The organism is Pontibacter ramchanderi (assembly GCF_002846395.1).
GTDB lineage: Bacteria > Bacteroidota > Bacteroidia > Cytophagales > Hymenobacteraceae > Pontibacter > Pontibacter ramchanderi.
Window position 1 is genome coordinate 1,507,478 of record NZ_PJMU01000001.1, and the last position, 23,963, is coordinate 1,531,440.

The window sequence follows — 23,963 nt, forward strand, 5'->3', positions numbered from 1 at the left end:
AAATTATGGTTATCCACCCCACTTATCCACATTATCCACATTTCGGTGTCGCATTTTGCGGATAAGTTTATTTGCATAAAATATGCCCGTTTGCTAATATACGAGAGGTTGTATATTTTAAACAATTGAAAACTAGCTAGTTAACCCTAAACCCAAGCATAACCAGTGCTTCCCCTGACGCGTTTTCGGCAAAAGTGGGACAAAGTGGAGAATGTGGGACGAAGTGGGGCGCTATCCCAGGAGTGGATAAAGTTTGTGGTAAAAGTGGGGGAAATACCCTTATATTTGTGCTGTGAATCAGACTATCCGCCATACGGTTACGCTACTCCTGACCCTGAGCATTTTGCTGGGCTCTTTTGGCGTGGCCCTGAGCGAACAACTCTGCCTGATGACTGGCCTGAGAATGTCGGCCACGCAGGAGCAAACGGATGGTTGCTGCGCAAAACCTGACGCGCAGGCGCATGACGAACAAGAAAGCGACGAAGACGATTGCTGCACGACAGAGCTCTCTTTCGAAAAGCTGGAGCCGGTCTCCTCTATTAAAAGCCTTTCGCTTGAGATCCCGGTATTCGTTGCCGTAGCGTTCACACCACTTTTTACCACTTGGTCACCAGCCATCGCCACCGACCAGCGCATTCTCACCTATTCCGACAGCTCTCCCCCGCTCTTTGGTATTGAGCTGCTCCATCGGCTCCATATTCTTATCGTCTAGACGTAGCTGCACCCCAGGGCGCTGGTGCTATACCTGTGCCTATACCTGCATGTTTTAGTTTAAACGATTAAGAAATATGTATTTCAACATTCCTTCGCGAGTTCTATACCGTGTTTTCGGCACGCTCGCACTCTTTACAAGTATCCTATACCCTGTCGCTGCCCAGCAACTGACGGGCACAGTGGTAGACAAAACCACCAATTCACCGCTTATCGGCGCCAACGCCGTCTGGAAAGGTACTACCAAAGGCACATCCACTGACACAAGCGGCAGCTTCTCTCTGCAACTCAGCGACGCCATTACGCCAGAGATTATTGTCTCTTATTTAGGCTACAAGCCGGATACCATCGACGTCAGCGGCAAAACTGCCATCACGATTGCCCTCAGCCCGACGGGTTCGCTCAAAGAGGTCGTCGTGGAGGGACAGCAAACCCGCTACTCGGCCCTCACGCCGACCAACTCGCAGATTATCACGACGCGCGACCTGGAGAAATCGGCTTGCTGCAACCTGGCTGAGAGCTTTGAGACGAATGCCTCCGTGGAAGTCAGTACCACCGACGCGGTCTCGGGGGCCAAACAAATCCAGATGCTGGGGCTCGACGGCTCCTATACCTTGCTCACCACCGACAACGTGCCCGCCCTGCGCGGCCTCTCCACCCCCTATCGCCTCAACTATTTGTCCGGCACCTACATCGAGTCGATTGACATCATTAAAGGTATGGGATCGGTACTGAACGGCTACGAGTCAATTTCGGGACAGGTGAACGTGAAGCTGAAGGATCCGGAGAAAAGTGAGCGGCTATACCTGAACCTGTATGGTAACAGCCTCGCCAAGTTCGACGCCAACCTGAACGTGTCTGCACAGGTGAGCCCGAAATGGAGTACGATCCTGATGTTGCACTCGGACCACCTGGGCAACCGCGTGGACCGCAACAAGGACGGCTTTATGGACCTGGCGCTGGGCACGCACCACAATGTATATAATAAGTGGAAATACAAGAACGGCGATACCTGGGTGTCGGAGTTCGGTATAAATGCCCTGCGCGAGACAAAACTGGGCGGACAGATGGAGTATGTGAAAGGCGAGCCGATTAGCCCGACACAGCGCTATGGCACCGAATCGGAGACGGACCGTTTGTCTTTCTACAACAAGACCTCCTATACCTTTCCGGGCAGGCCGTACCAGAGTCTGGGGTTCATTTCCTCGGGTGTACACCACAAGTTTAATTCGCTCTATGGCCGTCGGACTTATAACGGCGAGCAAAACACCGGCGACCTGCGCTTCATCTTCCAGTCCATTATCGGGCACACAGGCCACACCTATAAAGTAGGCGCCAGCTTCCTCTACGACGACTATACCGAGCGCCTGGAGCAAACCCGACTGGCCCGCACCGAACAAGTACCGGGCATTTTCGCGGAGTACATCTTCAACAATGCCGAGAACCTGACCATCGTGGCCGGCGCCCGCACCGATTTCCACAACCTGTACGGTACGGTGTTTACGCCTCGCCTGAACGTGAAGTATGACCTTACCCAAAACACGATTTTCAGGGTGGCGGCAGGCAAAGGCTTCCGGGTGGCCAACTCGGTTGCAGAGAACACCGCGGCTTTGGTGAGTAACCGCGCCTTTACGTTCCGGGAAACGCTGGAACCGGAAAAGGCCTGGAACCTGGGCGGGTCTTTCACGCAGTATTTTGAGCTGGGCGGTCGTCCGGGCGCTTTCATCACCGACTACTATTATACCACATTCCAGAACCAGGTGGTGGCCGACGTGTTTAGTAGCGCCAACCAGGTGGAGTTTTACAACCTGCAGGGTCGCTCTTTCTCACGCAGTTTCCAGGCGGAGCTGCAGTACGAGGTGCTGAAAGGCTTTGACGTGAAGACGGCCTATAAGTATTACGACGTGCAGACCACCTACAACGGCGCGCTGCAACAGCGACCGATGATTCCTCAGCACCGCTTCTTTGTGAACCTCGGCTTTGCCACGCCATTCGATAAGTGGCGCGCCGACCTGACCACGCAGTACTTCGGTCAGATGCCACTGGCCTACATAGAAGGCCATAGCGGTGCCGCCAACGTGCGCCAGTCCGACACTTTCTATACCTTGAACGGACAGGTATCGCGAGCCTTCAAACGCTGGGAGCTATACCTGGGTGGTGAGAACCTCTTGAACTTCCGCCAGCCAGAGGCGATTAGAGGAGCCAACAATCCCTTCGGTGCCAATTTCGACGCCAGCATGGTATGGGGACCGATTACCGGCCGGGTTATTTATGCAGGTATGCGCTTTAAGATCGAGTAGCGACACATCGTTTGCATAGCTCCACCGGCTAGATTTGACATTATCTTTTACACTTAAACCTATAGTAACCTTTAAACCAATTCTTTTATGAAAATCTTCAGAAACCTCGGATTAGCACTTGTTATGTTTTTCGCCACCTTGAGCGCACAGGCTCAAACCGGCAACGAGAAAACGGTTCAGATCAAAACCTCGGCCGTGTGCGGCATGTGCAAGAAAAGCATAGAAAAAGCAATGGCCTATGAAAAAGGCGTGAAAGCTTCAACACTAGATGTAGATTCTAAAATGCTGACCGTAACCTACGACAGCAAGAAGACCAATGAAGACAAAATCCGCAAGGCGGTGAATGAAACCGGCTACGACGCTGACGACAAGCCAGCCACACCGCGTGCCTACAACAAGCTCGATGATTGCTGCCGCAAGGATTCTAAAATGCAGCACTAAGTCGCCTATACCTTAAAATCAAAAAGGGTAGCTGATTTCAGAATCGGCTACCCTTTTGCTTTATACAGCTGCCACCACGGCAGATACGGCTTGTCGTGGTGCTCGTAGTGGTAGCCGAAAAAGTAGCAACTTACAAAAGCCCACAGGTGATTCTTGTCCTGCGTGCCGGACTTATGCTTGTTCTCGGGCGCATGCTCGCCGCGGTGCGGCAAGTAGGTACCGAAGTAGAACAGCTGGAACGTAGCCAGTATAGCCGGCACCATCCAGAACATGATGACATTCTCGAGCGGGAAAAACAGCTGCAACACGTTGTAGGTAATCGCCATCAGCACAATTTGCCACCAGGTGATGTAGTTTTTGAGAAAGCTGTAATACCAGGGCCAGAATGAACCGTGGTGATAGTCCGGGTCCTCCTCCGTCGCTACATGCTTGTGGTGCTGGTGGTGCTTGGGCAGGAGGCGCGGGTACCAGTTGTAGGCAAATAGAAAAGCGGTGACGGTTCCGATCAAGCGATTCAGCTTCGGGCGGCCGGGAGCCACCACGCCGTGCATGGCGTCGTGCGCCGTAATAAAAAGCCCCGTATACATGTGCGTTTGCAAGAGCATGAATAGGTATGGCAGCGGCGAAGTGAAATCAACCGGAAAACGCAACAGGTATACGAGCAAGCCAAACCAGCACGCCACGATGATAGCGGCAATTGCTATCCCTCTGTTATCTCTGTTGATTGTCTTTGCCATGTGAATTTTGAAACAGCTATACCTTGCCTTTCTTATACCCGAACCATTCTTGTACCTGAAAGTTCAGTTTAGGCTATATCTGACTACGGTGTTAGTCATGGACTCCAGTCTATATTACCTATGCCTATACTTATACCTGTGCACGATTGGACAGGTCGCGACCTGTCCCTACAGGCTATACCTACACCGCTTCCCGCAGCAATAAATCCCGCACTTCCTCCATTAGCCACATCGGAGTGGAAGTTGCGCCGCAAATGCCCACTTTGTCGCCGTCGGCAAACCACTCGGGTTGTATCTCCTCTACTTTCGACACAAAGTAGGTAGCCGGGTTGGTGTCTTTGCACACTTGGTAGAGCACTTTACCGTTGCTGGATTTAGTACCTGACACGAAGATAATCTTATCGAACTGGGCGGCAAACTTTCGCAGGTCTTTGTCGCGGTTCGATACCTGCCGGCAAATGGTGTCGTTGGCGTCCACTTCGTAGCCTTTTTGCTCGAGCGTGTCTTTTATGTTGTAGAAGCTGTTCGTGCTTTTGGTTGTCTGGCTGTAGAGCGTGATCTTGGACGGCAGCTCGTGCTGCATCAACTCGTCCAGATTCTCAAATACCACCGCCTTGTTGCTCGTCTGCCCCAAGAGGCCCATCACTTCGGCGTGCCCGTGCTTGCCGTAAATGAAAATGCGCTCATCTTTGTCATAGGAGGTCTTGATCCGGTTCTGCAGCTTAAGCACCACCGGACAGGAAGCGTCGATCAGGGTCAGGTTGTTCTGCAGGGCCACGTGATAGGTTGCAGGCGGCTCACCGTGGGCGCGAATCAACACGGCCTCGTCGCGCAGTTCACGCAGCTGGGCGTGGTCGATGATGCGCAGACCCCGCTTTTGCAGGCGCTCCACCTCCACGTCGTTGTGCACGATGTCGCCCAGACAATAAAGGTAGCCTTGCTCGTCGAGTAGGTCCTCGGCCATCTGGATGGCATAGACCACGCCGAAGCAAAAGCCTGAGTTAGAATCGATCGTGACTTGAAGGTTCCGCATATACCTTTATACAGCCAAAGGTTGATATTGTTTAAGAGCGAAGCGCTGTTTTAAGCCCTCGTAAATCGAAATCGTAAGCAACAGCATGAGCATGGAGTACATCGTGTCCTCCACAGGTATGGACACAATGCGCAGACTCAGGTTGTGGCTGTTGTTATACCACACGATCGGCAAATAGGTCAGCACCCCATTCACCAGCAAAAACGGCACCAGGTGCACAAGGTACGCCAGATAGAACCGCCCCAACCGCTGGGTGTTGAAATAGTAGTAGTGCACCCCCAGCATGATTGCCAGCAAAGTGAAGGTGATAGAGGTATAGAGTTTTTCGAGGTTGAAGACCGCCAACAGCAAGAGCACAGGTATAAGCGCAAAGGTTATCGCTTTGGCATAGGGCTGCAAGAGATCTTTTGTGATGTAGGCATTGAGGCACTCGTAGATGAAGACGCAGGCGTAGGGCACTGTGATGAAAAAGAGCACCTCCTCGAGCGGCAGGTTAAACAGGTATATCCCTATTAGATACTCCGGGTTGAAACCCCATATACCTGCCTGTGTGAAGAGTTCGTCCCAGATGATGAACAGGACCGCGTTGATGATGATGGCCGGCCACAGGTAGGGCCAGTTTTTATAAAAAGTCACTTTCCTGTCGAACGAGAGCAACAGGGGGAACAGGATGGTGAATATGTTCAGGTACAGGTATAGCGGCATCGGGGTTTAAATCGGTATGCGTTTGAGTCGTTGTTTCTCTTGCTCTGTGCAATGGTCCTTAGAGAGCATAAAAGTGCGTATATCGCGGGCCATGTCGGTTGACAAGCCAGACTTTGGGTGGCGCTCCAGCCCAGCAATTATCGCTGCTTTGTCGCTTTCCAGGTTTTTGCTCATGTTGAGGTAGCGCGGCACATAGTGCTCTACCGTGAAGCGCAGAAACCGAATTTCAGGGCTTGCAGCGTCAAGCTGCACGGCTGTTTCAAATATTTCGGATGACCTCTGCAAATGCTTCATTTTCATGTAAGGGTTCCAGACGTGTTTGGCCATAATCGCCTCCGAAACCGCCTTGTAAGCCAACACCACGGGGTTATTAGCTTCGTAGTTGTTCATCAGCTTGTGAAAATCGCGCCCGGCCTTGCTGTCTTTACTAGCCTCCAAAAACTGTACACGCAGCACGGACAATTTGTAATCTTTGGAATTATCAGCTAGGGCTGTGAAACTTAAAAACAGGAAAACGAAAAGTATTTGTAAGCTATTCTTCACGATGTTAGATGGCGTTAAGTTGATACCTGACATAGGAGCCTAAAAGTAAGGCAAACTTTGTATTATCAGGTACTCTTACGCGCTCATTCAAAATATGGGTTGCTGGCAGCCCTTTGATTTTCCGGAAAAGCTTTTGGTAATAGACATAGGCCAGGTATACGCCCATGCGCGCCGATCGGGGCAGCGCCAGTATACCCACATAGGCATCCTTAAAGTCCTGGGCAATATCCGTTTCTATTTCTTCTTTGCTTGCATTGTTAAAGGTTCGGATGTCCACAGCTGGGAAATATACCCTGCCACGGTCTTTGAAATCGCTCTGCATGTCGCGCAGGAAGTTCACTTTCTGGAAGGCTGCCCCCAGGCTGCAGGCCGGTTTCTTCAGCCGCTCAAACTGCTCTTCGTCGCCCTGGCAAAACACCTTTAAGCACATCAGGCCTACCACCTCCGCAGAGCCATAGATATACTCTTTATATAGCGCCGGATCATACACGTGGTCATCCAAATCCATGGCCATGCTCTTCAAAAAGGCCTCAATATAAGCCCGGTCAATCTTATACTCGTTTACCACGCACTGAAACGCATGCAATACCGGGTTTAGGCTGATACCTTGCTCTATAGCCTCGTAAGTCTGGCGGCTGAACTCGTCGAGCAATTTGCGTTTGTCGTGCTCATGAAAGGTGTCCACGATCTCGTCGGCACAGCGCACAAAGCCATAGATGGCATAAATTGGCGCATGAAACTTGCGGTGCAGCGTTTTGATGCCGAGTGTAAACGATGTGCTGTACGCCTCGGTAATGAGCTTACTGCACTTGAGGCAGGTGTCTTTAAATAGATCCATAGTTTTACAGGGGCGTTATTAATTACTCACTGGTAATCGCTGGCCCGCAGCCAGCGCAAAATCCTTCGCCACTTCCTTCGCCACCACTTGCCCCGATATAAGGGAGGGCGGCACACCCGGACCGGGCACTGTCAACTGACCAGTGTAATAGAGGTTTTTCACTTTCTTGCTCTTGAGGCTCGGCTTCAGCAGCGCGGTTTGCATGAGCGTATTAGCCAGACCATAGGCATTGCCCTTAAAGGCGTTGTAATCAGTTATGAAATCGCGGTGTGCGTAGCTGCGCTTATATACCACAGCGTTTCGCACCTCCTGTTTGGTCAGGTGCTCCAGCCGGTCCATGATCACATTGTAGTAGCGTTCCCGCAGTTCTTCCGTGTCTTCCAGGCCCGGCGCCACCGGCATCAGCACAAATAAATTCTCGCAGCCTTCCGGCGCTACGCTGCTGTCTGTCACAGAGGGAGCCGATACATAGAACAGGGGCTTGGCAGGCCATTTCGGATCTGTGTAGATTTCGTGTGCGTGCGGCCCGAAATCCTCGTCAAAAAACAGATTGTGGTGGCGCAGGTTTTGAAGTCGCTTGCCTATACCTAAGTAGAAGATCAGGCAGGAAGGCGCCATCACGCGTTTGTCCCAATAGTCTTCCGTATAACTACGTAAACCCGGAGCGAGCAGCTGACGTTCTACATGATGATAGTCGGCACTTGCCACCACCACATCGGCCTCAAACATGCCTGAAGCGGTGCGCACACGGCGCGCTATACCTTGCTCCACCTCTATCTGCTGCACATCCTGGTTGTAGAGAAAAGACACGCCCATCTCTTCTGCCAACTGCACCATCCCTTCAATAATCTTATACATACCGCCCATCGGATACCAGGTACCCAGACTGATGTCGGCATAGTTCATCAGGCTATAGAGTGCCGGGGTATTCTGTGGCAGCGCTCCCAAAAACAACACCGGAAACTCCATCAGCTTGATGATCTTCTCGTGCGAAAAAAAGCGGCGGATGTGCGTGTGTATGGACTGAAACACATCCATTCGAAGCACATCCAGCAGCAGGCGCAGGCTCATGAACTCTTTTACTGAGCGGCCGGGCTTGTACACCAGTTGGTTTATACCTACCTCATACTTATAAGAGGCCTGTTCCAGAAACTTGTGGAGTCGGGCGGCACTTCCCGGTTCCCACTTCTCGAACAGGGCCTTCAACTCATCTAGCGAAGCGGGCAGGTCCACGAAGTCATCTTCGCCAAAGACAACAGTGTAAGACGGGTCAAGACGAACAAGATGGTAGTAATCGGAAACGGTTTTGTTGAATCTGTTAAAATAAGACTCAAACACATCTGGCATCCAGTACCAGCTTGGGCCCATGTCAAAGGTATAGCCTTCGGCCTCGAAGCTGCGGGCGCGTCCGCCGGGCGTGGCATTCTTCTCCAGCACCGTCACTTCATACCCCTGATCAGCCAGGCTGGTGGCAGCTGAGAGACCCGAGAAGCCAGCACCGATCACGATTACTTTTTTCGACATCATCTAGAAATTTACTAAAAAATCTGGTTTAAGTTGTAGCTAGTCGCCGTAAACCTGCAGCATCGCTTTCAATTCCTTGCGCGCAATGTGGATGCGGTTTTTCACAGTGCCGATCGGAATATTCAGTTTCTCAGCAATTTCTAAGTATTTATACCCAATGTAGTACATCAGAAAAGGCCGGCGATGCTCCTCATTTAATTTTGCAATGGCCGCCTTAATATCGCTCATCACGAAAGCCGCAGTTCCCTTGTTCACGGTCACGAAGCTATCATCTGTATTGAGGTATTGCAGGTATTCTGTGCTGTCGATGTGGCTGCTTCGCTTGGTTATCTTGTTGTAGTTGTTGATAAACGTGTTCCGCATGATCGTGTAGAGCCATGCTTTCAGGTTTGTACCGGCGTTAAACTTCTCTCGGTTTGAGAGTGCTTTGAGCAGCGTTTCCTGCACCAGGTCTTTGGCATCATCCGCATTGCGGGTTAGGTTCATGGCTACCGGCTTCAACGAACCAGCTGCCAGCTGAATATGATTTGAAAATTCTAATGCCGTCATACTGTTTAACATTTTAAGTAAATAACTAAACAATTATACGGCATTAATAAATTTATGTCAAGTTTTGTTTATTATTTTTTTCAATAAATTAAACAAAATAACATTTCTTCAGAATCTATTTCTAGCACTATTACTAACAAAAAAGGCCAAACCCTACCGGATTTGACCTTTTTTGTTGAACTATACCTGGCCAGGTATACTGTTTAACTTTTAATTTATCTTCTTCAACACGGCATCAAAATCTGCTATGCAACTGAGTCGCTGTGTGTTTTTTGGAAAATCGAGGAAGCTGTGCTGAGCCTGGTAGCCGTAGAAATAAATCTGCGCATTGGGGAAGGTTGTCGCCACCCTGTCTATGTATTCCTGCACAAATTCCCGCTCGGGCACAATCGTCAGCACCGTGCAGATTATGGCTGGCCTGAGCTGCTTATAGGTTCGTTTTAGGTCTTCGAAGGGAAGGTTTTGCCCCAGGTAGATCACCTGGTAATGCTGTGCCCGGATCAGGTAGTTCATGAAAAGCAGCGCGATCTCGTGCAGTTCCCCTTCCGGCAGGTATAGCAGAAAAGCAGGGCTGCCCTCAGAGCGCTTTACCACCTGCCCGTCAATGGCTACGATTAACTTCTGCCGCACCAGGTTGCTCACGAAGTGCTCATGCGCCGGAGTTATGTTATTGGTTTGCCACAGAATACCGATTTTGTGCAGAAAAGGGTACAGCACCTGCAACATGGCATCCTGAAAGCCGAGCTGTAGCGTAACAGTTGAAAAAGACTTGTCGAAGCGTTCCTCATCCATGTCGATCATGGCCGTGACCATGTTGTTGATGTGATGCGAAAGCGTTGTATTTTCCTGCTCGGCCAGTTGTTGCACCGTGAGCATCAGCTGCTCAGGACTCATCTTGGCGATCTTGGATATCTTATAGCCCTGTTCGTTCAGGAGCGAGATGTTGAGCAGTGTCTTCAGGTCTGCGTCGCTGTAGTAGCGGATGTTGGTGTCGGTTCGCTGAGGACATAGCACATGATAGCGCTGCTCCCAGATGCGGATCGTGTGAGCTTTTATACCTGACAGGTGTTCTAGCTCTTTGATGGTGTATTGCGCCACGTCTGTTCCCCTTGTTGTCGTTTTTGTAAAAGTGAGTATGCGGACCTGAAATACTTCGGTGCCACCCACAGCATACCATAAGACTCAGAGCCGTCGCGCTCCGTGTGCTTGTGGTGCACTTTATGCGCCATGTTTAAGGCTTTAAGGTAAACATTAGACGTACTACCGAAAAGCCTGATGCGCCTGTGGATGAACACGTCGTGTATCAGGAAATAAGCCACCCCGTACAGTGTAATGCCTGCGCCTATCCAGAACCGATAGTCGATGGGTTCGCTGCCAAATACAAAGAAAAGCATAGCCAGCGTTCCATAATAGGCAAAAAACAGGTCATTCCACTCAAAGGCGTGCTTGTGATGCGTGTGATGAGACTTGTGCAGGAACCACAAAAAACCGTGCAGCACATATTTGTGCATGACCCACGCCACGCCCTCCATTGCCACAAAAGTAATCACCATGATTCCTAGTCCCATCAGCATACTCATCAAACAACAAGTTTAACAAATGGTTTTGAAAGTTTAACAGAAATCTACCAGGTCAGCGCCTGTTTGTTCAGAAAGGCGTCTATACCACGCTGGCAGTCCTCGCTGCCACGCGCCACGGCATTCATCTCGGCCGCATACTGCAAGCCCTCCTCCAGACTCATCTCCTGCACGCGGGCAATCATTTCCTTTGTCACTTCCATGCTCTGCCGTGAGTTCTCGCGGCAAAGTTTCTGGGCAAAGTCGAACACCTTCCCTTCCAGCTCTTCCGCCGGTACCACATAGTTCACGAGTCCATAGGTTTGGGCTTCCTCAGCCGAAATCAGGTCGCCAGTGAGCAGCAGTTGCTTGGCGCGGGCCTCTCCTATTTTACGGAGCAGGAACACTTTTACAATAGCAGGTATAAAGCCGATCTTCACTTCGGTATAGCCGAATTTAGCCTCGGGCACGGTGAAAGTAAAGTCACATATCGCCGCAAGTCCGCAACCGCCCGCAATGGCGTGGCCGTGTACCTGGGCTATGACAACTTTCTTTAAGGTATAGATCTGCCGGAAGAGCTCCATCAGGTGAGTGGAGTCGGCCAGATTGTCGTGGTAGTCGTACTGCTGCAGGCGCTGCAGGTACTCGAGGTCGGCGCCGGCGCAAAATACTTTACCCTCAGCACGCAGTACAATTACTTTGCAGGCTTCGTCTTCTTCGGCGGTGGCGAAGGCGCGCTTCAGTTCAGTCACCATCTCTGCATTCAGGGCATTTCGCTTCTCCGATCTTGTCAGGGTGATGTATCCTACACGCTCTTTCACTTCGTAGCGGACGAAGTCCATCGTCTGCGTGATAGCGGGTTGTGTTGTATCAGTCATGGTAGTGTCTCCTAAAGTTAGTTTTTTACACAGGTAAGCCGGTAACAGGTATACGCGGACAAATTGCTAATGCTCCAAAAAGATAAACAAAATAGATGAATGTCCGCATAAGCAAACACTAAATCTTTCCTACAGATCAATGCACTTGCATTCGACTCACTCTACCTACTCCGACCTAATCAATACAAGACATCCGGCCAGGCAAAATGTTTAGGTACTTGCACCAACCCGCCGCCTTGATCTTCGTAAAATTAATTTGCTAACGAACGTTAGGTTGTTTACATTTGTTGTTATCTATATAAGAAGTATACATTGAGCAGGAAAGAACAGATAGAGCAAACGGCAACAGCCTTATTCAGGACCAGAGGATTTTCGGCTACGTCCATGCGTGACCTGGCCAACGCCTTAGGTATAGAGGCGGCCAGCATTTACTCGCATATCCGTTCAAAAGAAGAGATTCTGCAGCGGGTATGCTTCCGGATGGCAGACGAGTTTTTTGGGGCCATAGAGGCGGTGAAAGACAATGACGCCAATGCGACTGAGCAGCTGAAGCGGGCTATCTCAGCGCATGTACAGGTGCTTACGCGTAACACAGAGGCTTCGGCAGTTTTTCTGCAGGAGTGGCGCCACCTAAGTGAGCCTTATCATACAGAGTTCCTTGCCCTGCGCGACCGGTACGAGAATTATTTCCGCGAGATTATCCGCCAAGGTATAGCCAGCGGTGAGTTTCAGGTGCCGGACGAGAAGTTTGCCGTGCTGACCATTCTTTCCGGGCTGAACTGGATCCATACCTGGTATAAGCCAGATGGGAAGATGAAGCCGGCTGAAATTGCCGAGAACCTGTCAGCCATGCTGCTGAACGGACTAAAAACGAACCTTAACTAGTTTATCTATACCTAACCCTAGCCGGACTGTCTCACCTTAACAGTCCGGCGCCTTTTACTGAACCTTAAAACTGAGAATATTATGTACGGAGGAGGAAACGTTTTTGAAGCTACCAAATTCGACGACCTGCAGACCGAAGATCCGGTAAAGCTGGCCGAATTTGAGGCACGCATCGCCCGAGGCGAGAAAATTGAGCCAAACGATTGGATGCCGCAATTATACCGCAAGCAGCTGATCCGCATGATCGAGCAGCACGCGCACTCTGAGATTATTGGTGCTTTGCCGGAAGGTACCTGGATTACCCGTGCGCCGGGCTTTCGTCGCAAAATGGCCCAGATGGCCAAGGTACAGGATGAGGTAGGACACGCACAGCTACTGTATAGCGCCGCTGAAACGCTGGGCAAAACACGTGAGCAGATGCTGACCGACCTGATCAACGGCAAGAGCAAGTATTCCAACGTATTCAATTACCCGGCCTTTACCTGGGCTGATTCCAACATCATTTCCTGGCTGATCGATGCGGGTGCGATCGTGAACCAGATGGCCAACGCCAAAGGTTCGTACGGCCCTTATTCCCGTGCGCTGGAGCGTATTTGCGCTGAGGAAGCTTTCCACCTAAAGTATGGCCACGACGCCGTGGTGCACATGGCGACAGGTACACCGAAGCAGCGCGAAATGATCCAAGCCGCCCTGAACCGTTGGTGGCCGCCGATCATGACGTTCTTCGGCCCGTCTGACAAGATGAGTACGCACACCGAGACGCTGATGCGCTGGAAAGTGAAGATGGCCTCGAATGACGAGTGTCGTCAGCAGTTCCTCGACATGTACGTGCCGAAAATTTGGGAGCTTGGCCTGACCGTGCCGGATCCAAAACTGAAGAAGAACATGGAAACCGGCCAGTGGGAATACACCGAGCCGGACTGGGATGAGTTTAAGCGCGTGATCAATGGCGATGGTCCGTGCAACGCTGAGCGTCTTGCCGTACGCCGTACTGCCGAAGAGCGCGGTGCCTGGGTACGCAGAGCCCTCCTCAACCCGAAAGCAAAATACGTCCGTCCATTGGCATAGCTAATGGTAGTTAAAAGTTGAGAGTTAAAAGTTTGGAGTGGATTTCTATTTCAACTTTTAACTCTCAACTCATAACTCTAAACTAACAAAACTATGTCTTTGACATCACTAGACCCAAGAGTAACCCGACTGAACCTGCCAGAAGAAATGCCTACCATAGAGCCGAAGCCGGAGCTGGATCAGTTTGAAACATATGAAGCCTTCCATCAGAAGAAAGAAGGGGCTGCCCATACCTATGTAGGCCCTGTGCACGCCCCAAACGAAGACGTGGCCTTTCTGTTTGCCAAAGAACAGTACAGCCGCCGCTTCCCTTGCGTGGGCCTCTGGATTGTGCGTACCGAAAACGTTATGGTAACGCCTTATTCCGGCGACGGAGAAAACGTGTACGACATGATGCGTGTGGAGGAGCCAGCTGAGCGCAGCGCTCAGGCAGAGGCTTATGAGATCTTTCACCTGAAGAAGCGCGGTAAGGCCCATACCCATGCTGGTCGTGTAATGGCAACTTCTTATCAGGAGGCGCTACAGGAGGCCCGCACTCAATTTGGCGATAAGGGCCCGATTGTGAATGTATGGGTAGTTAAATCGAAGCATGTACTGCAGTCAGCGGAAGAGGACAAGGACATGTGGACCACTATACCTGAGAAGAAGTACCGCGAAGCCATTGCATACAAGGTGATGGATAAGATCACGAAGTATAAAGAAGAACACAAAACGACTGCCCCATAATGAACGAGCTAGCGATAAAAGACCTGTTATACAAACTGGCTGATGACCAACTGATATTGGGCCACCGCAACTCCGAGTGGACCGGCTTTGGCCCGATACTGGAAGAGGACATTGCTTTCTCGTCGATGGCGCAGGATAAGATCGGCCACAGTCTGGCCTTCTATACCTTGCTGCAGGAGCTAGGCGAAGCTGATCCGGATACAGTTGCCTTTACCCGCAACGCCAATCAGTTTCACAACAGCCAGTTGGTAGAGCTGCCAAATGGCGAGTACGATTTCAGCCTGATCCGTCATTTTCTGTACGACAACGCCGAGATTATTCGCTTCGAAATGCTGAGCCAGTCGGGCTACGAACCAATTGCCAAGGTAGCTACCAAGCTGAAAGGCGAAGTGAAGTATCACGTGCTGCACGCTAACACGTGGATCAAGAACTTGGGCACTTCCACCGAAGAGGCGATTCTGCGTTTGCAGACTTCTTTAAATGAAGCGATACCTTACGCTTTAGGCATGTTTGAACTATCGCAATACGAGCAGCAACTGATCGATGCTGGCGTATACGCTGGCGAAGATGCCGTGAAAGCTGAGTGGTTTAAGCGCATCCAGGCAGTGATTGAAAAGACAGACCTGAAATTGCCAGACCTGAATACAATCGAACCAAAGCTGGGAGGCCGTTACGGCGAGCACACCGAGCACCTGCAGCCGTTGCTGGACGAGATGGCCGAGGTGTTTAAGATCGACCCGACTGCGGAGTGGTAGTTTTGTTTTGGACAAAAGACTATTTGACAAAGGACAAAAGAGGCAATGTAACTCGATTTAGTCCTTAGTCTTTTGTCAAAAAATTCTTTGTCAAGAAGTAAGCATGGACCTGACGAAAGAGAACATATTGACCCTGTTGGAGGAGGTGAAAGACCCTGAGATACCGGTATTGTCGCTGGTGGACCTGGGGGTGATCACGGGTGTGGAGATTTCAGAAGAAGGCCACGTAACCGTGAACATGACCCCGACCTTCGCCGGCTGCCCCGCCATGGATTACATGAAAAAGGACGTGGAGCGCACGCTGGAAAAACACGGCATTCCTTACCATACCGTCATTATGTCTTTTGATCAGCCCTGGGACAGTAATAAGCTTTCTGAGAAAGGCCGTCAGCACCTGAAAGAGTTTGGGCTGGCACCACCTCCCAAGTACGACCTGATTCTGGACCTGGACATTCTGGAACACGTAAAGTGCCCCTACTGCGACAGCGAGAACACCGACCTGCGCACCCCTTTCGGTCCCACCCTCTGCCGCTCCATGCACTACTGCAATGACTGCCGGCAAATGTTTGAGCAGTTTAAGCCGCTATAAAAACTTTTACAAAGTAATAAAAAACGCCTGTTGGAATGACAGGCGATTTTTCATTCCCTACCTACTCAACTCTTGTGAAAACGGCAACTGTTTTTCCTGCCAACATTAATTCCAATCGCTCCTCACTCACCCTATACCTCAATTCCTCATTGCTCACCACCTTCAAAAACTGATTCTCCACTTCCATATTCGGACAAGCCATTCTTGTGGCGGCCATGGGACCGAAATTAATCTTATCACCAATCGGCTCGAGCGTACCTGTTAATCTGTTGCAGCCGGCGCTGCCTGATACCCTGCCTTCGGCAAGTGATATAACCAACGAAGGATGATTTTGCTCGAAATTTTTTGGGTTGATGGTTTTGCCCTGCAATTCCACCAGGTTCCAGGTGCCGTCGAGGCGGGAGTCGCGGAGGTACATGCCACAGCCTTTGTATTCCATGTCATCTTTCAGCACTGTTACGGTATAGGGAAACTCGCGGCCCGACATGGTATTGACACAAGTCTCCTTCATCAGCCGGATCTCCAGATTACCCGATACCGTCTGTACTTTATAGATTATCCCCTCCCCTGTCTCAGGCTTTTCGGCGACGGGCACTGGGGTAAGCACGCTGCCATTTTCCTCATCCAGGGCTCTGAATTCGATCATCTTTTCCAGATCAATCTCTAGCGACCAGAACGGTTCATTTCCAACTGCGGCAAAGTCTATCCCACGCTCATACTTCTCACGCCATAGCTTTGGGTTGTCTTCCGGTTCTTCCGGGTTCTGTCGGCGCAGTCGGTAGGCCTCCGCATGTGTCGATTCAATCCGGCTCCCTTCACTATCGAGCATCACTAGCGCTTCGCCGTCTATGGCAAACTGGTTATTGCCGGTGCCTTGCTTAGTTAGCCTCACCCTGCCATTGCCCACACCCCACTTGCCTGACTGCACAAAAGGTGTTGCGCTTCGACCTTGGTATACCATGCGTTCGCGGTAGGTGCTGTCGGGGTTCAGCTCCAGACTATAGTCTATACCCGGGCAGTCGGCGCAGGGAATGCTACCTACCCAAGTACCCATAGCTGCCCGCGCCACCTCAGCATTGGACATATCAGCATTGGATTGTGAAACGGAGCCTGGTTTAGTTGAGCAGGCTGCAGTTATGCACAGCAAGAGCACTGCAATGGGAATAAAAAATTTGAGCGGGCGCATTTTTCTTCTTGATCAGGTATACAAATCTCTACGACAAACAAAAGGGAACAGGTAGCGGCAATCCAAGAAAAAACCCCGCCGTTACCTGATGTGGTAACGACGGGGTTTCCTTCCAGGTATAGCTATACCTTATATTTTGGCCATCTCGCCTTTCACAAAGTCTACCAGACTCTTGATGTAGTCGGTGCTGAAATCGAACTTGATACCAGCGGCTTCATACACTTCGCCAATGGATACGGTATAGCCCAGGCTCAGTGCTCGTTTGTAAGCGGCCAGTCCTTCAGAAGGGTTTTCTTTGTAGTTCTTCCAAACCGCGATCGCTCCAAGTTGGGCCATGGCATACTCTACATAATAGAACGGCACTTCGTAAATGTGCAACTGCTTCTGCCAGATGAACGGTTTGTACTTCTCCAGTCCACTCCAGTTTACCTCCTGGTGGTTGAAGCGCCCGAAAATGTTGAGCCACTCCTGATGGCGTTGCTCCTGCGTATGCTCAGCATTTTCGTACAGCCAGTGCTGAAACTTATCCACAGTAGCCACCCACGGGAAGGTCTCGAGCACGCTCTCCAGGTGCGTGCGCTTGGCGCGGCGCAACTCGTCTTCGTCGCTGAAGAAGGTATCCCAATAATCCATCGAGATCAGCTCCATCGACATAGAGGCCAACTCAGCTACTTCTGAAGGCGGATGTTTGAATGCACCCAATGTCAGGTCGCGGGTTAGGAAGGAGTGCACGGCATGGCCACCTTCGTGGAGCATCGTGATTACGTCACGGAGGCTGGAAGTGGCATTCATGAAGATGAACGGTACGCCGATCTCATCCAGTGGATAGTTATACCCGCCCGGTGCCTTGCCTTTTCTTGACTCCAGATCCAGGTGTCCCATTTCGCGCATGGTAGCCAGGCAATCGCCCAGGTAGGTGTCAAGGTTATAGAATACCTGAATGGTTTTCTCTAGCAATTCTTCGCCTGACGTGAAGGGCTCCAGGGGCGCTTTTCCGCTCGGGTCCACGTCCAGGTCCCAGGGGCGCAGGTCAGCTATACCTAGCATCTCTTTGCGCTCACGGTCTATACCTGTCAGCACAGGCACAATGGTTTCTTCTATGGACTGGTGGAAATCAAAGCAATCCTGCGGCGTGTAGTCGAAGCGGCCCATGGCGGCGAACATGTAGTCGCGGTAATTGTCAAAATCGGCGTTTTTGGCCAGCTGTGTGCGCAATTTCAGCAATTCATCGAACAGATCGTCGAGTTTCTGGCGGTCCTGGATGCGGCGCTCCTGTATGGCACGCCAGGCCTCCTCACGCACTTCGCGCTCGTTGCGCTTCAGGCGGTCGGCGGCGCGTTGCAAGGTCATTTCCTCGCCGTCCAGCGTAACGGTCATAGCCCCTGTTATGGCGGCGTATTGTTGTTGTTTGGTGCTGATCTCGGTGTTGAGTGGAATGTTCTCTTCCCGAAAAATTTCCAGGGCTCGCTCTACTCCGCGCAGGTAAATGCGGTACTTGTCTTTGTCGAGGCCGCTCACATAAGGCGAATGCATGAGCTTTAGGTTGAGCTCGTGGTCGAATGGGGCGATCTGGGGTTCTATCTCTGATACGAAATACTGGAAAGCCTTCGTTATATCTTCGTTCTGGGTATCGCAGGTCATGCGGATGTAGCGCCAACCAAGGTCTTCGGAGAGCACGCTCTCGAGCTCGCTGCGATCCTTCATCCACTTTTCCAGTTCATCCACCGAATGGATAGGGCGGCTTTTCAGTTCTTCAAAATATGGCTGTATGGTTTCCCAATTATCTATTTTAAAGTCTTCGGACAGGTAAACCCGTTTCTTTCGTTCGGGTACTTGTATCATAGCTTCTGTTTTACTCATAGGAGGTTGTGTAAAGAAAAGGTAATATAGGCACTTCTTCTGAAAGTACAAAAAAAAGCTGCACTATATATCTAAAATATAGTGCAGCAAAACTGAAGTTACAACAGATATCTCCTATCCTATTTCGATGACTACGTTGGATGTTAAAGGATGACCCACGCAATTGAGCACGTAGCCTTCGTCCAGCTCAGCATCAGAAAGTCCTTCGCGCTCATCCAGGTGCACTTTCCCGCTCAGGCACTTACCGCGGCAGGCAGTACAAAGGCCAGCCTGACAAGAGTATGGCAGATCCACGTCTTGGTCGAGCGCTGCTTCCAGTATAGTCTGGTCCGGCTCTACCACCACACTGTACTCGGCACCTTCGTAAATTATGGTAACGGTCTGGGTCGTAATCTCACCATCGTCATCAGATGATGAGACATCGCCGTGATGCTCCTGTTCCTGCTGCTCTACCAGTTTGTTGCTTACAAAGCTCTCGCGGAAGATACGATCGGCAGGCACATGCAGTACGTTCAGGGCCTTGCGCACCTCCTCCATCATCCCCTCCGGACCGCACATGTAGTAGAGGGCCTCGCCCGGCTTGGCCAGTTGGCGGCGCTCCAATATCTTCAAAACCATGCTCTGGTTCATGCGTCCGCGGTAGTCGCAGGCTTGCTTGGGCTGGCTGTAGATGTACTCTACGTGCAGGCGCTCGGGGTTGGCAGACTGCAGTTCCTGCAGTTGTTGCTTAAAGATTACAGAGTCTTCGTCGCGATTGCCGTAGAGCAAAGTCACTTTTGTGTTGGGCTCTTCCCGTAGCACTGCCCGGAGCATAGACATGAGCGGTGTAATGCCGCTGCCTGCCCCAAAAAGGATGATGTGGCGGCTCTTATCGGCCTCCGGCACGAGGTTGAAGTTACCAATTGGCTCCATTACTTCTATTTCCTGCCCAACCTGCAGATTATCAAGCAAATAATTAGAAACCAGACCGCCTTCTACACGTTTAACAGTTACTGACAGACGACTGCCCTCGTTCGGAGCGCAGCAGAGTGAGTAAGAGCGGCGGACTTTCTTTCCCTCGATCGGGAGGATAAGTGTCAGGAATTGACCTGCCTTGAATGGAATCGGTTTTTTATCGGGATGTTCTAAGTGTATCGTAATCGCATCTGAGGTTTCGCGGGTTATCTCCACTACCTTCAGCATGAAATAGGGGTTACTCATATCGTATTATTACTAGTCTTTTAGGGGGAAACATGGTTTCGAACTGAAAGTTACGACAATCTGGGGTGTTGAGTGAAAATTTCGGGGAAATTTTAAAACCGATTTCACCAATCACGTATTATAACCAAATCATTAACAGAAGGAACGCGGAATGAAAAAAAAACTGCACATTTGTAACATAGTACATACAAGTGCTGTAGTCGGGTAATAACCAACCCCACGTTCCGTTCTTTACCATACAATTACTGAAAACACCAATGCTCTACAAACTAACTCTCAAAAACTGTGAAAAAACCGTAATGGTGGACGACCGCACCTACGAGTATATTCAAAACAACGCCTATTTGCAGCAAATTGATTTTCTGAAGCACCTGCGCATCCACTCCAACGGGTATGCTTTCTTTCAGAAAAACTGGCCGCTTAAAAATGGCAAGTACCGCAACGAAACCATCTACCTGCATAAAATGATCGGCGAGCAGCTGATCGAGAAGCCCGAAAGCAACATCAAGCTTTACGTGCATTTCAAGAACGGCAACAAGCTCGACTGCCGCCTCGAAAACCTGGAATGGGCTCCGCTCTGCAAGATTGTGCGCAACACATCCAAAACAGAAAACAAGTTGGGCGTACGCGGCGTGCACAAAGAAGCACAGAAGTACCGTGCTATCATTCACCATAACAAGCAACGCATCAACCTCGGCACCTTCGACACGCTGCAGGAAGCTGCGCAGGCGTACAGCAAGAAGTCCGAAGAGCTTTTTGGCAAGACCAAGAGCCTGAAGACGCTCTCCAAGTATGTAGAAGAACTCGCATAATTCTTCTTATACTTGCGTGGCGGCACATTCCCCGCCTTACCTATACATGCTGAACACCGAAAAGAAACTTAGCGAAATTCTAGGACGGCACACTGTTGCCTTCGGGCCCGTACTTGATGCGGACCTGAATGGCGAGCACGTGTGCCGTCTTGATTTTACGGCAGCCAACGAGCTGCTGCAGCAAACTGACCTGCGCAACACCGACACCTTCAACGACGCCGTGAACCAGATGCTGCAGGAACGGAACGCCACCATCGGCGTGGGCGGCTACATGGAGAACCGCTTCATCTACCGTCGCAGCCAGCACTTCGACGTGGCCGAGGAGAGCCGCGACCTGCACCTGGGTATAGACGTGTGGCTACCTGCGGGCACGGCCGTGCTCGCCCCGCTCGACGGCCGGGTGCACAGCTTTGCCGATAATGCCAACTTTGGCGACTATGGCCCTACGATCATCCTGGAACACGAACTCGAGGGAGTAACGTTCTATACCTTGTACGGGCATCTGAACAGAGGCTGTCTCGATGGGCTGTCGGTCGGCAAAGAGGTCCGCAAAGGCGACAAGATTGCCGAAGTGGGTCCTTACCCTGAGAACGGCGACTGGCCGCCACACCTGCACTTTCAGGTGATGTGCGCGATGGACGGAAAAGTGGGTGACTACCCAGGCGTAGCGCGGCTCTCGGAACAAGCTGTGTACGAAGCACTCTGCCCGGATCCCAACCTGATCCTGAACTGCCGCCACTTGGCTTAGTTTTGCCTTTGCTATAGAAATTGATCAAATTTGAACTCTGGTACCTCTGCATAAGTACCAGAGTTTTTGTTTTCACCCTCAACGAGAAATATGCTAAACCTCTTTGATTTTGACACTTACAGCGCCAACATCACCAATTTTGTGATGGTCTACGGCATGCGCCTGGTAGCTGCCATTATTACACTTTTGGTCGGACTTTGGGTTATCAACTGGCTCAACCGCGTTATTTTTAACCTGATGGTGAAGAAGGATGTGGACATTTCGCTGCGACCTTTCCTGAAAAGCGTATTTGCTGTTGTGCTGCGCATCCTGTTGATCATCATTGTTATCGCGCAGCTGGGCGTTGAGATGACCTCGTTCATTGCCATACTGGGTTCAGCGGGTCTGGCCATCGGTCTGGCTTTGCAGGGTAGTCTCTCCAACTTTGCGGGCGGGGTGCTCATCCTCACTATCAAGCCTTTCCGTGTGGGCGACTTCATCGAAGCGCAGGGACAGTCCGGCACCGTGGACATGATCAACATCTTCAACACGGTGCTGAAAACACCGGATAACAAAACGATCTTTATACCAAACGGCCCTTTAGCCAACAGCGTGGTGGTGAACTTTACGATCGAGAAAACCCGCCGCGTGGAGCTGAAATTTGCCGTATCCGTGAACAACGACATTGGCAAAGTGCGCCAGATTTTGCAGGACCTGATGCATGCCGACGAGCGTGTGCTACCCGATCCGGCGCCTGTCATTGTGGTGACAGACTTTGCCGAGCACTCCCTGACCCTGAGCGTGCGGGTATGGGTGAACAAAGAGAACTACTGGGCCTTCTTCTGGGACATGAACGAGCGCGCTAAATCAGCCTTTGAAGAACAAGGTATACAAATGCCTGTGCCACGCAGAGAAATGGTAGGTGGTGCCAGTGGGCCGGCTCCGAAAGCAGCGGCTCAGGTATAGCTTAGAGATTATTAATGAAAATGGAAACGGCAGCCCATACCTGAGCTGCCGTTTTTGTTAATCAAACTTAATCGCCCTTACCGGCTTAATGCGGGCGACCATGGCGGCTGGTATCAGAATAGCAAGCATGGTCATCACAAGGGTAATCACGTTGAGGGCGATGATGATGCCGAAGTTCCAACTGATGGGCACGGTGTCCATGTAGTAGTTTTCAGGGTCGAGCGGGATGACCTGGAAGTAGTACTGGATGGCGCAGAAGCCCAGACCGATGACGTTGCCCCACAGCATCCCTTTCAGCGTCAGGCTGAGGCCACGGAAGTAGAAGATTTTCCGGATTTGGGCGTCGGTGGCGCCGATGGCTTTAAGCACGCCGATCATGCTGATGCGTTCGATAATCATGATGAACACTGTGGACACCATGTTGAAAGTCGCCACGAAAATGATCAGCACCAGAAAGATGACCACGTTCTTGCGCAACAGCTGCAGCCAGTCAAAGAGCTGGGCGTGGCGATCGGTTATTTTCTCGAGCTGCAGGTCGTAGTTCATCTGATCGAACACTTGGTCGGCTACCTGGTCAATCTGGTTGAAGTCCTTGAGCAAAATCTCTACGCCGCCCACCAGGGTATCGGGCCAGTTGTTGAGCTCCCGAACAAGTTGCAAATCGCCGATCACAAACACCTCGTCAAACTCCTCGAGGCCTGTGTTAAACACCCCCACCACCTTCAGCTTTCGGGCGCGCGGTGGGTTTTGGATGAAGTAGAAAATAGCCTCGTCGCCCACCTTCAGCCGCAGCTTATTGGCGATTTTACGGCTAAGCATCACGTCTTTGGATGAAGCCGTGTCCGAAAAAGTCACCACGCTGCCCTCGTCCAGGTTCTGTTTCATGGCGCTCAGGTCGTAGTCTTTGTCCACTCCTTTCATCACCACACCCAGCACCTCGTCGTCGGTCTTGATAATGGCTGTTTTGCGGGCGAAGGACTGAATGTGCTGTATACCTGCTATTTCTTCGGTGCTGTTTATACCTGTGGCCGTGCTGATGGGAGCGCCTTCGAAGGAATTGTTGGTGTCGTACTTGCTGATTTGCAGGTGTGCCCCGAAGCTGAAAATCTTGTTTCGTATCTCGTCACGGAAGCCTTCCAGAATCGCAAACGACACAATCATGATGGCAATGCCTGCAGCTATGCTTATAATTGCTATTTTTGTCACAGACGTGGTGAAAGAACCAGCCTGTACTTCGGAAATCTTATCAGATATGAATTTGGATACGTTCACTCGCTTGCGTCTAAACTGCCTTAAATATAGGTATGAATTTTGACTTCGTACCGCTTAAATTCGTTTTTGCCACCTAAACACACACATACACTTACCCAACAC

The 23,963-nt window shown here is 50.9% G+C and carries 25 protein-coding genes; 11 read left to right on the plus strand and 14 right to left on the minus strand.

Annotated features, from left to right (window positions below; genetic code table 11):
- Nucleotides 1-292: 292 nt before the first annotated feature.
- The 3 genes from BD749_RS06330 (at nucleotide 293) to BD749_RS06340 (ending at nucleotide 3,452) form a co-directional block, all read left to right on the plus strand.
- Entirely contained in the window at nucleotides 293-712 is a 420-nt protein-coding gene (locus BD749_RS06330) for an HYC_CC_PP family protein (protein ID WP_245868803.1), read from the plus strand.
- 76 nt (nucleotides 713-788) lie between these two features.
- Nucleotides 789-3,011 carry a TonB-dependent receptor gene (locus BD749_RS06335; protein ID WP_101443476.1) on the plus strand — a complete coding sequence of 741 codons (2,223 nt, stop codon included), beginning with the start codon at nucleotides 789-791 and terminating at the stop codon, nucleotides 3,009-3,011.
- An 87-nt stretch (nucleotides 3,012-3,098) separates the two neighbouring features.
- Nucleotides 3,099-3,452, plus strand: coding sequence for a heavy-metal-associated domain-containing protein (locus tag BD749_RS06340; protein ID WP_245868806.1), 354 nt, complete (start codon nucleotides 3,099-3,101; stop codon nucleotides 3,450-3,452).
- 47 nt (nucleotides 3,453-3,499) lie between these two features.
- On the opposite strand, the gene BD749_RS06345 is transcribed toward BD749_RS06340, so the two are convergent.
- The 10 genes from BD749_RS06345 to BD749_RS06390 form a co-directional block, all read right to left on the minus strand.
- Entirely contained in the window at nucleotides 3,500-4,189 is a 690-nt protein-coding gene (locus BD749_RS06345; protein ID WP_101443477.1) for a fatty acid desaturase, read from the minus strand.
- 181 nt (nucleotides 4,190-4,370) lie between these two features.
- The gene (locus tag BD749_RS06350; protein ID WP_101443478.1) at nucleotides 4,371-5,222 is read right to left on the minus strand and encodes a 4-hydroxy-3-methylbut-2-enyl diphosphate reductase; all 852 of its coding nucleotides are present in this window, start codon (nucleotides 5,220-5,222) and stop codon (nucleotides 4,371-4,373) included.
- 6 nt (nucleotides 5,223-5,228) lie between these two features.
- A complete protein-coding gene (locus BD749_RS06355; RefSeq protein ID WP_101443479.1) occupies nucleotides 5,229-5,927 on the minus strand; it encodes a lycopene cyclase domain-containing protein in 699 nt (232 codons plus the stop codon).
- A 6-nt stretch (nucleotides 5,928-5,933) separates the two neighbouring features.
- Entirely contained in the window at nucleotides 5,934-6,365 is a 432-nt protein-coding gene (locus tag BD749_RS06360; protein WP_245868810.1) for a hypothetical protein, read from the minus strand.
- Between the two features lie 109 nt (nucleotides 6,366-6,474).
- Entirely contained in the window at nucleotides 6,475-7,308 is an 834-nt protein-coding gene (locus BD749_RS06365) for a phytoene/squalene synthase family protein (RefSeq protein WP_101443480.1), read from the minus strand.
- An 18-nt stretch (nucleotides 7,309-7,326) separates the two neighbouring features.
- Nucleotides 7,327-8,832 carry a phytoene desaturase family protein gene (locus BD749_RS06370; protein ID WP_180336343.1) on the minus strand — a complete coding sequence of 502 codons (1,506 nt, stop codon included), beginning with the start codon at nucleotides 8,830-8,832 and terminating at the stop codon, nucleotides 7,327-7,329.
- Nucleotides 8,833-8,871: 39 nt separating this feature from the next.
- Nucleotides 8,872-9,381, minus strand: coding sequence for an RNA polymerase sigma factor (locus tag BD749_RS06375; RefSeq protein ID WP_101443482.1), 510 nt, complete (start codon nucleotides 9,379-9,381; stop codon nucleotides 8,872-8,874).
- A gap of 210 nt (nucleotides 9,382-9,591) precedes the next feature.
- Nucleotides 9,592-10,479: a MerR family transcriptional regulator gene (locus tag BD749_RS06380; protein ID WP_101443483.1), complete on the minus strand. Its 888-nt coding sequence runs from the start codon at nucleotides 10,477-10,479 to the stop codon at nucleotides 9,592-9,594.
- Complete coding sequence (locus BD749_RS06385; protein ID WP_245868811.1) at nucleotides 10,452-10,949, minus strand: sterol desaturase family protein; 498 nt, start codon at nucleotides 10,947-10,949, stop codon at nucleotides 10,452-10,454. Before BD749_RS06385 ends, BD749_RS06380 begins: the two co-directional genes overlap by 28 nt.
- A gap of 56 nt (nucleotides 10,950-11,005) precedes the next feature.
- The gene (locus BD749_RS06390; RefSeq protein ID WP_394341660.1) at nucleotides 11,006-11,815 is read right to left on the minus strand and encodes an enoyl-CoA hydratase/isomerase family protein; all 810 of its coding nucleotides are present in this window, start codon (nucleotides 11,813-11,815) and stop codon (nucleotides 11,006-11,008) included.
- 312 nt (nucleotides 11,816-12,127) lie between these two features.
- Between BD749_RS06390 and BD749_RS06395 the strand changes: the two genes are divergently transcribed.
- The 5 genes from BD749_RS06395 (at nucleotide 12,128) to paaD (ending at nucleotide 15,838) form a co-directional block, all read left to right on the plus strand.
- Nucleotides 12,128-12,700, plus strand: a complete 573-nt coding sequence (locus BD749_RS06395; RefSeq protein WP_101443486.1) for a TetR/AcrR family transcriptional regulator — start codon at nucleotides 12,128-12,130, stop codon at nucleotides 12,698-12,700.
- 81 nt (nucleotides 12,701-12,781) lie between these two features.
- Nucleotides 12,782-13,768, plus strand: a complete 987-nt coding sequence (gene paaA, locus BD749_RS06400) for a 1,2-phenylacetyl-CoA epoxidase subunit PaaA (protein WP_101443487.1) — start codon at nucleotides 12,782-12,784, stop codon at nucleotides 13,766-13,768.
- Nucleotides 13,769-13,861: 93 nt separating this feature from the next.
- On the plus strand, nucleotides 13,862-14,494 hold the full coding sequence (locus BD749_RS06405; protein WP_101443488.1) for a phenylacetic acid degradation b: 633 nt from the start codon (nucleotides 13,862-13,864) through the stop codon (nucleotides 14,492-14,494).
- Entirely contained in the window at nucleotides 14,494-15,249 is a 756-nt protein-coding gene (paaC, locus tag BD749_RS06410; RefSeq protein WP_101443489.1) for a 1,2-phenylacetyl-CoA epoxidase subunit PaaC, read from the plus strand. Before BD749_RS06405 ends, paaC begins: the two co-directional genes overlap by 1 nt.
- Before the next feature lie 103 nt (nucleotides 15,250-15,352).
- Nucleotides 15,353-15,838 carry a 1,2-phenylacetyl-CoA epoxidase subunit PaaD gene (paaD, locus tag BD749_RS06415; RefSeq protein ID WP_101443490.1) on the plus strand — a complete coding sequence of 162 codons (486 nt, stop codon included), beginning with the start codon at nucleotides 15,353-15,355 and terminating at the stop codon, nucleotides 15,836-15,838.
- Nucleotides 15,839-15,899: 61 nt separating this feature from the next.
- On the opposite strand, the gene BD749_RS06420 is transcribed toward paaD, so the two are convergent.
- From BD749_RS06420 to BD749_RS06430, 3 genes are all read right to left on the minus strand, one after another.
- Nucleotides 15,900-16,922, minus strand: a complete 1,023-nt coding sequence (locus tag BD749_RS06420) for a copper resistance protein NlpE N-terminal domain-containing protein (RefSeq protein WP_180336331.1) — start codon at nucleotides 16,920-16,922, stop codon at nucleotides 15,900-15,902.
- Between the two features lie 231 nt (nucleotides 16,923-17,153).
- Nucleotides 17,154-18,866 (minus strand): M3 family oligoendopeptidase, encoded by a 1,713-nt coding sequence (locus BD749_RS06425; RefSeq protein WP_245868814.1) that lies wholly within the window; start codon nucleotides 18,864-18,866, stop codon nucleotides 17,154-17,156.
- 132 nt (nucleotides 18,867-18,998) lie between these two features.
- Nucleotides 18,999-20,084, minus strand: coding sequence for a ferredoxin--NADP reductase (locus BD749_RS06430; protein ID WP_101443493.1), 1,086 nt, complete (start codon nucleotides 20,082-20,084; stop codon nucleotides 18,999-19,001).
- A gap of 257 nt (nucleotides 20,085-20,341) precedes the next feature.
- Between BD749_RS06430 and BD749_RS06435 the strand changes: the two genes are divergently transcribed.
- The 3 genes from BD749_RS06435 to BD749_RS06445 all read left to right on the plus strand — a co-directional run bounded on the left by BD749_RS06435 (nucleotide 20,342) and on the right by BD749_RS06445 (nucleotide 22,589).
- Complete coding sequence (locus BD749_RS06435; RefSeq protein ID WP_076667363.1) at nucleotides 20,342-20,896, plus strand: HNH endonuclease; 555 nt, start codon at nucleotides 20,342-20,344, stop codon at nucleotides 20,894-20,896.
- A gap of 46 nt (nucleotides 20,897-20,942) precedes the next feature.
- A complete protein-coding gene (locus BD749_RS06440) occupies nucleotides 20,943-21,644 on the plus strand; it encodes a peptidoglycan DD-metalloendopeptidase family protein (protein WP_101443494.1) in 702 nt (233 codons plus the stop codon).
- Between the two features lie 90 nt (nucleotides 21,645-21,734).
- Entirely contained in the window at nucleotides 21,735-22,589 is an 855-nt protein-coding gene (locus BD749_RS06445; RefSeq protein ID WP_101443495.1) for a mechanosensitive ion channel family protein, read from the plus strand.
- 57 nt (nucleotides 22,590-22,646) lie between these two features.
- On the opposite strand, the gene BD749_RS06450 is transcribed toward BD749_RS06445, so the two are convergent.
- Nucleotides 22,647-23,861: an ABC transporter permease gene (locus BD749_RS06450; RefSeq protein WP_101443496.1), complete on the minus strand. Its 1,215-nt coding sequence runs from the start codon at nucleotides 23,859-23,861 to the stop codon at nucleotides 22,647-22,649.
- Between the last annotated feature and the right edge of the window lie 102 nt (nucleotides 23,862-23,963).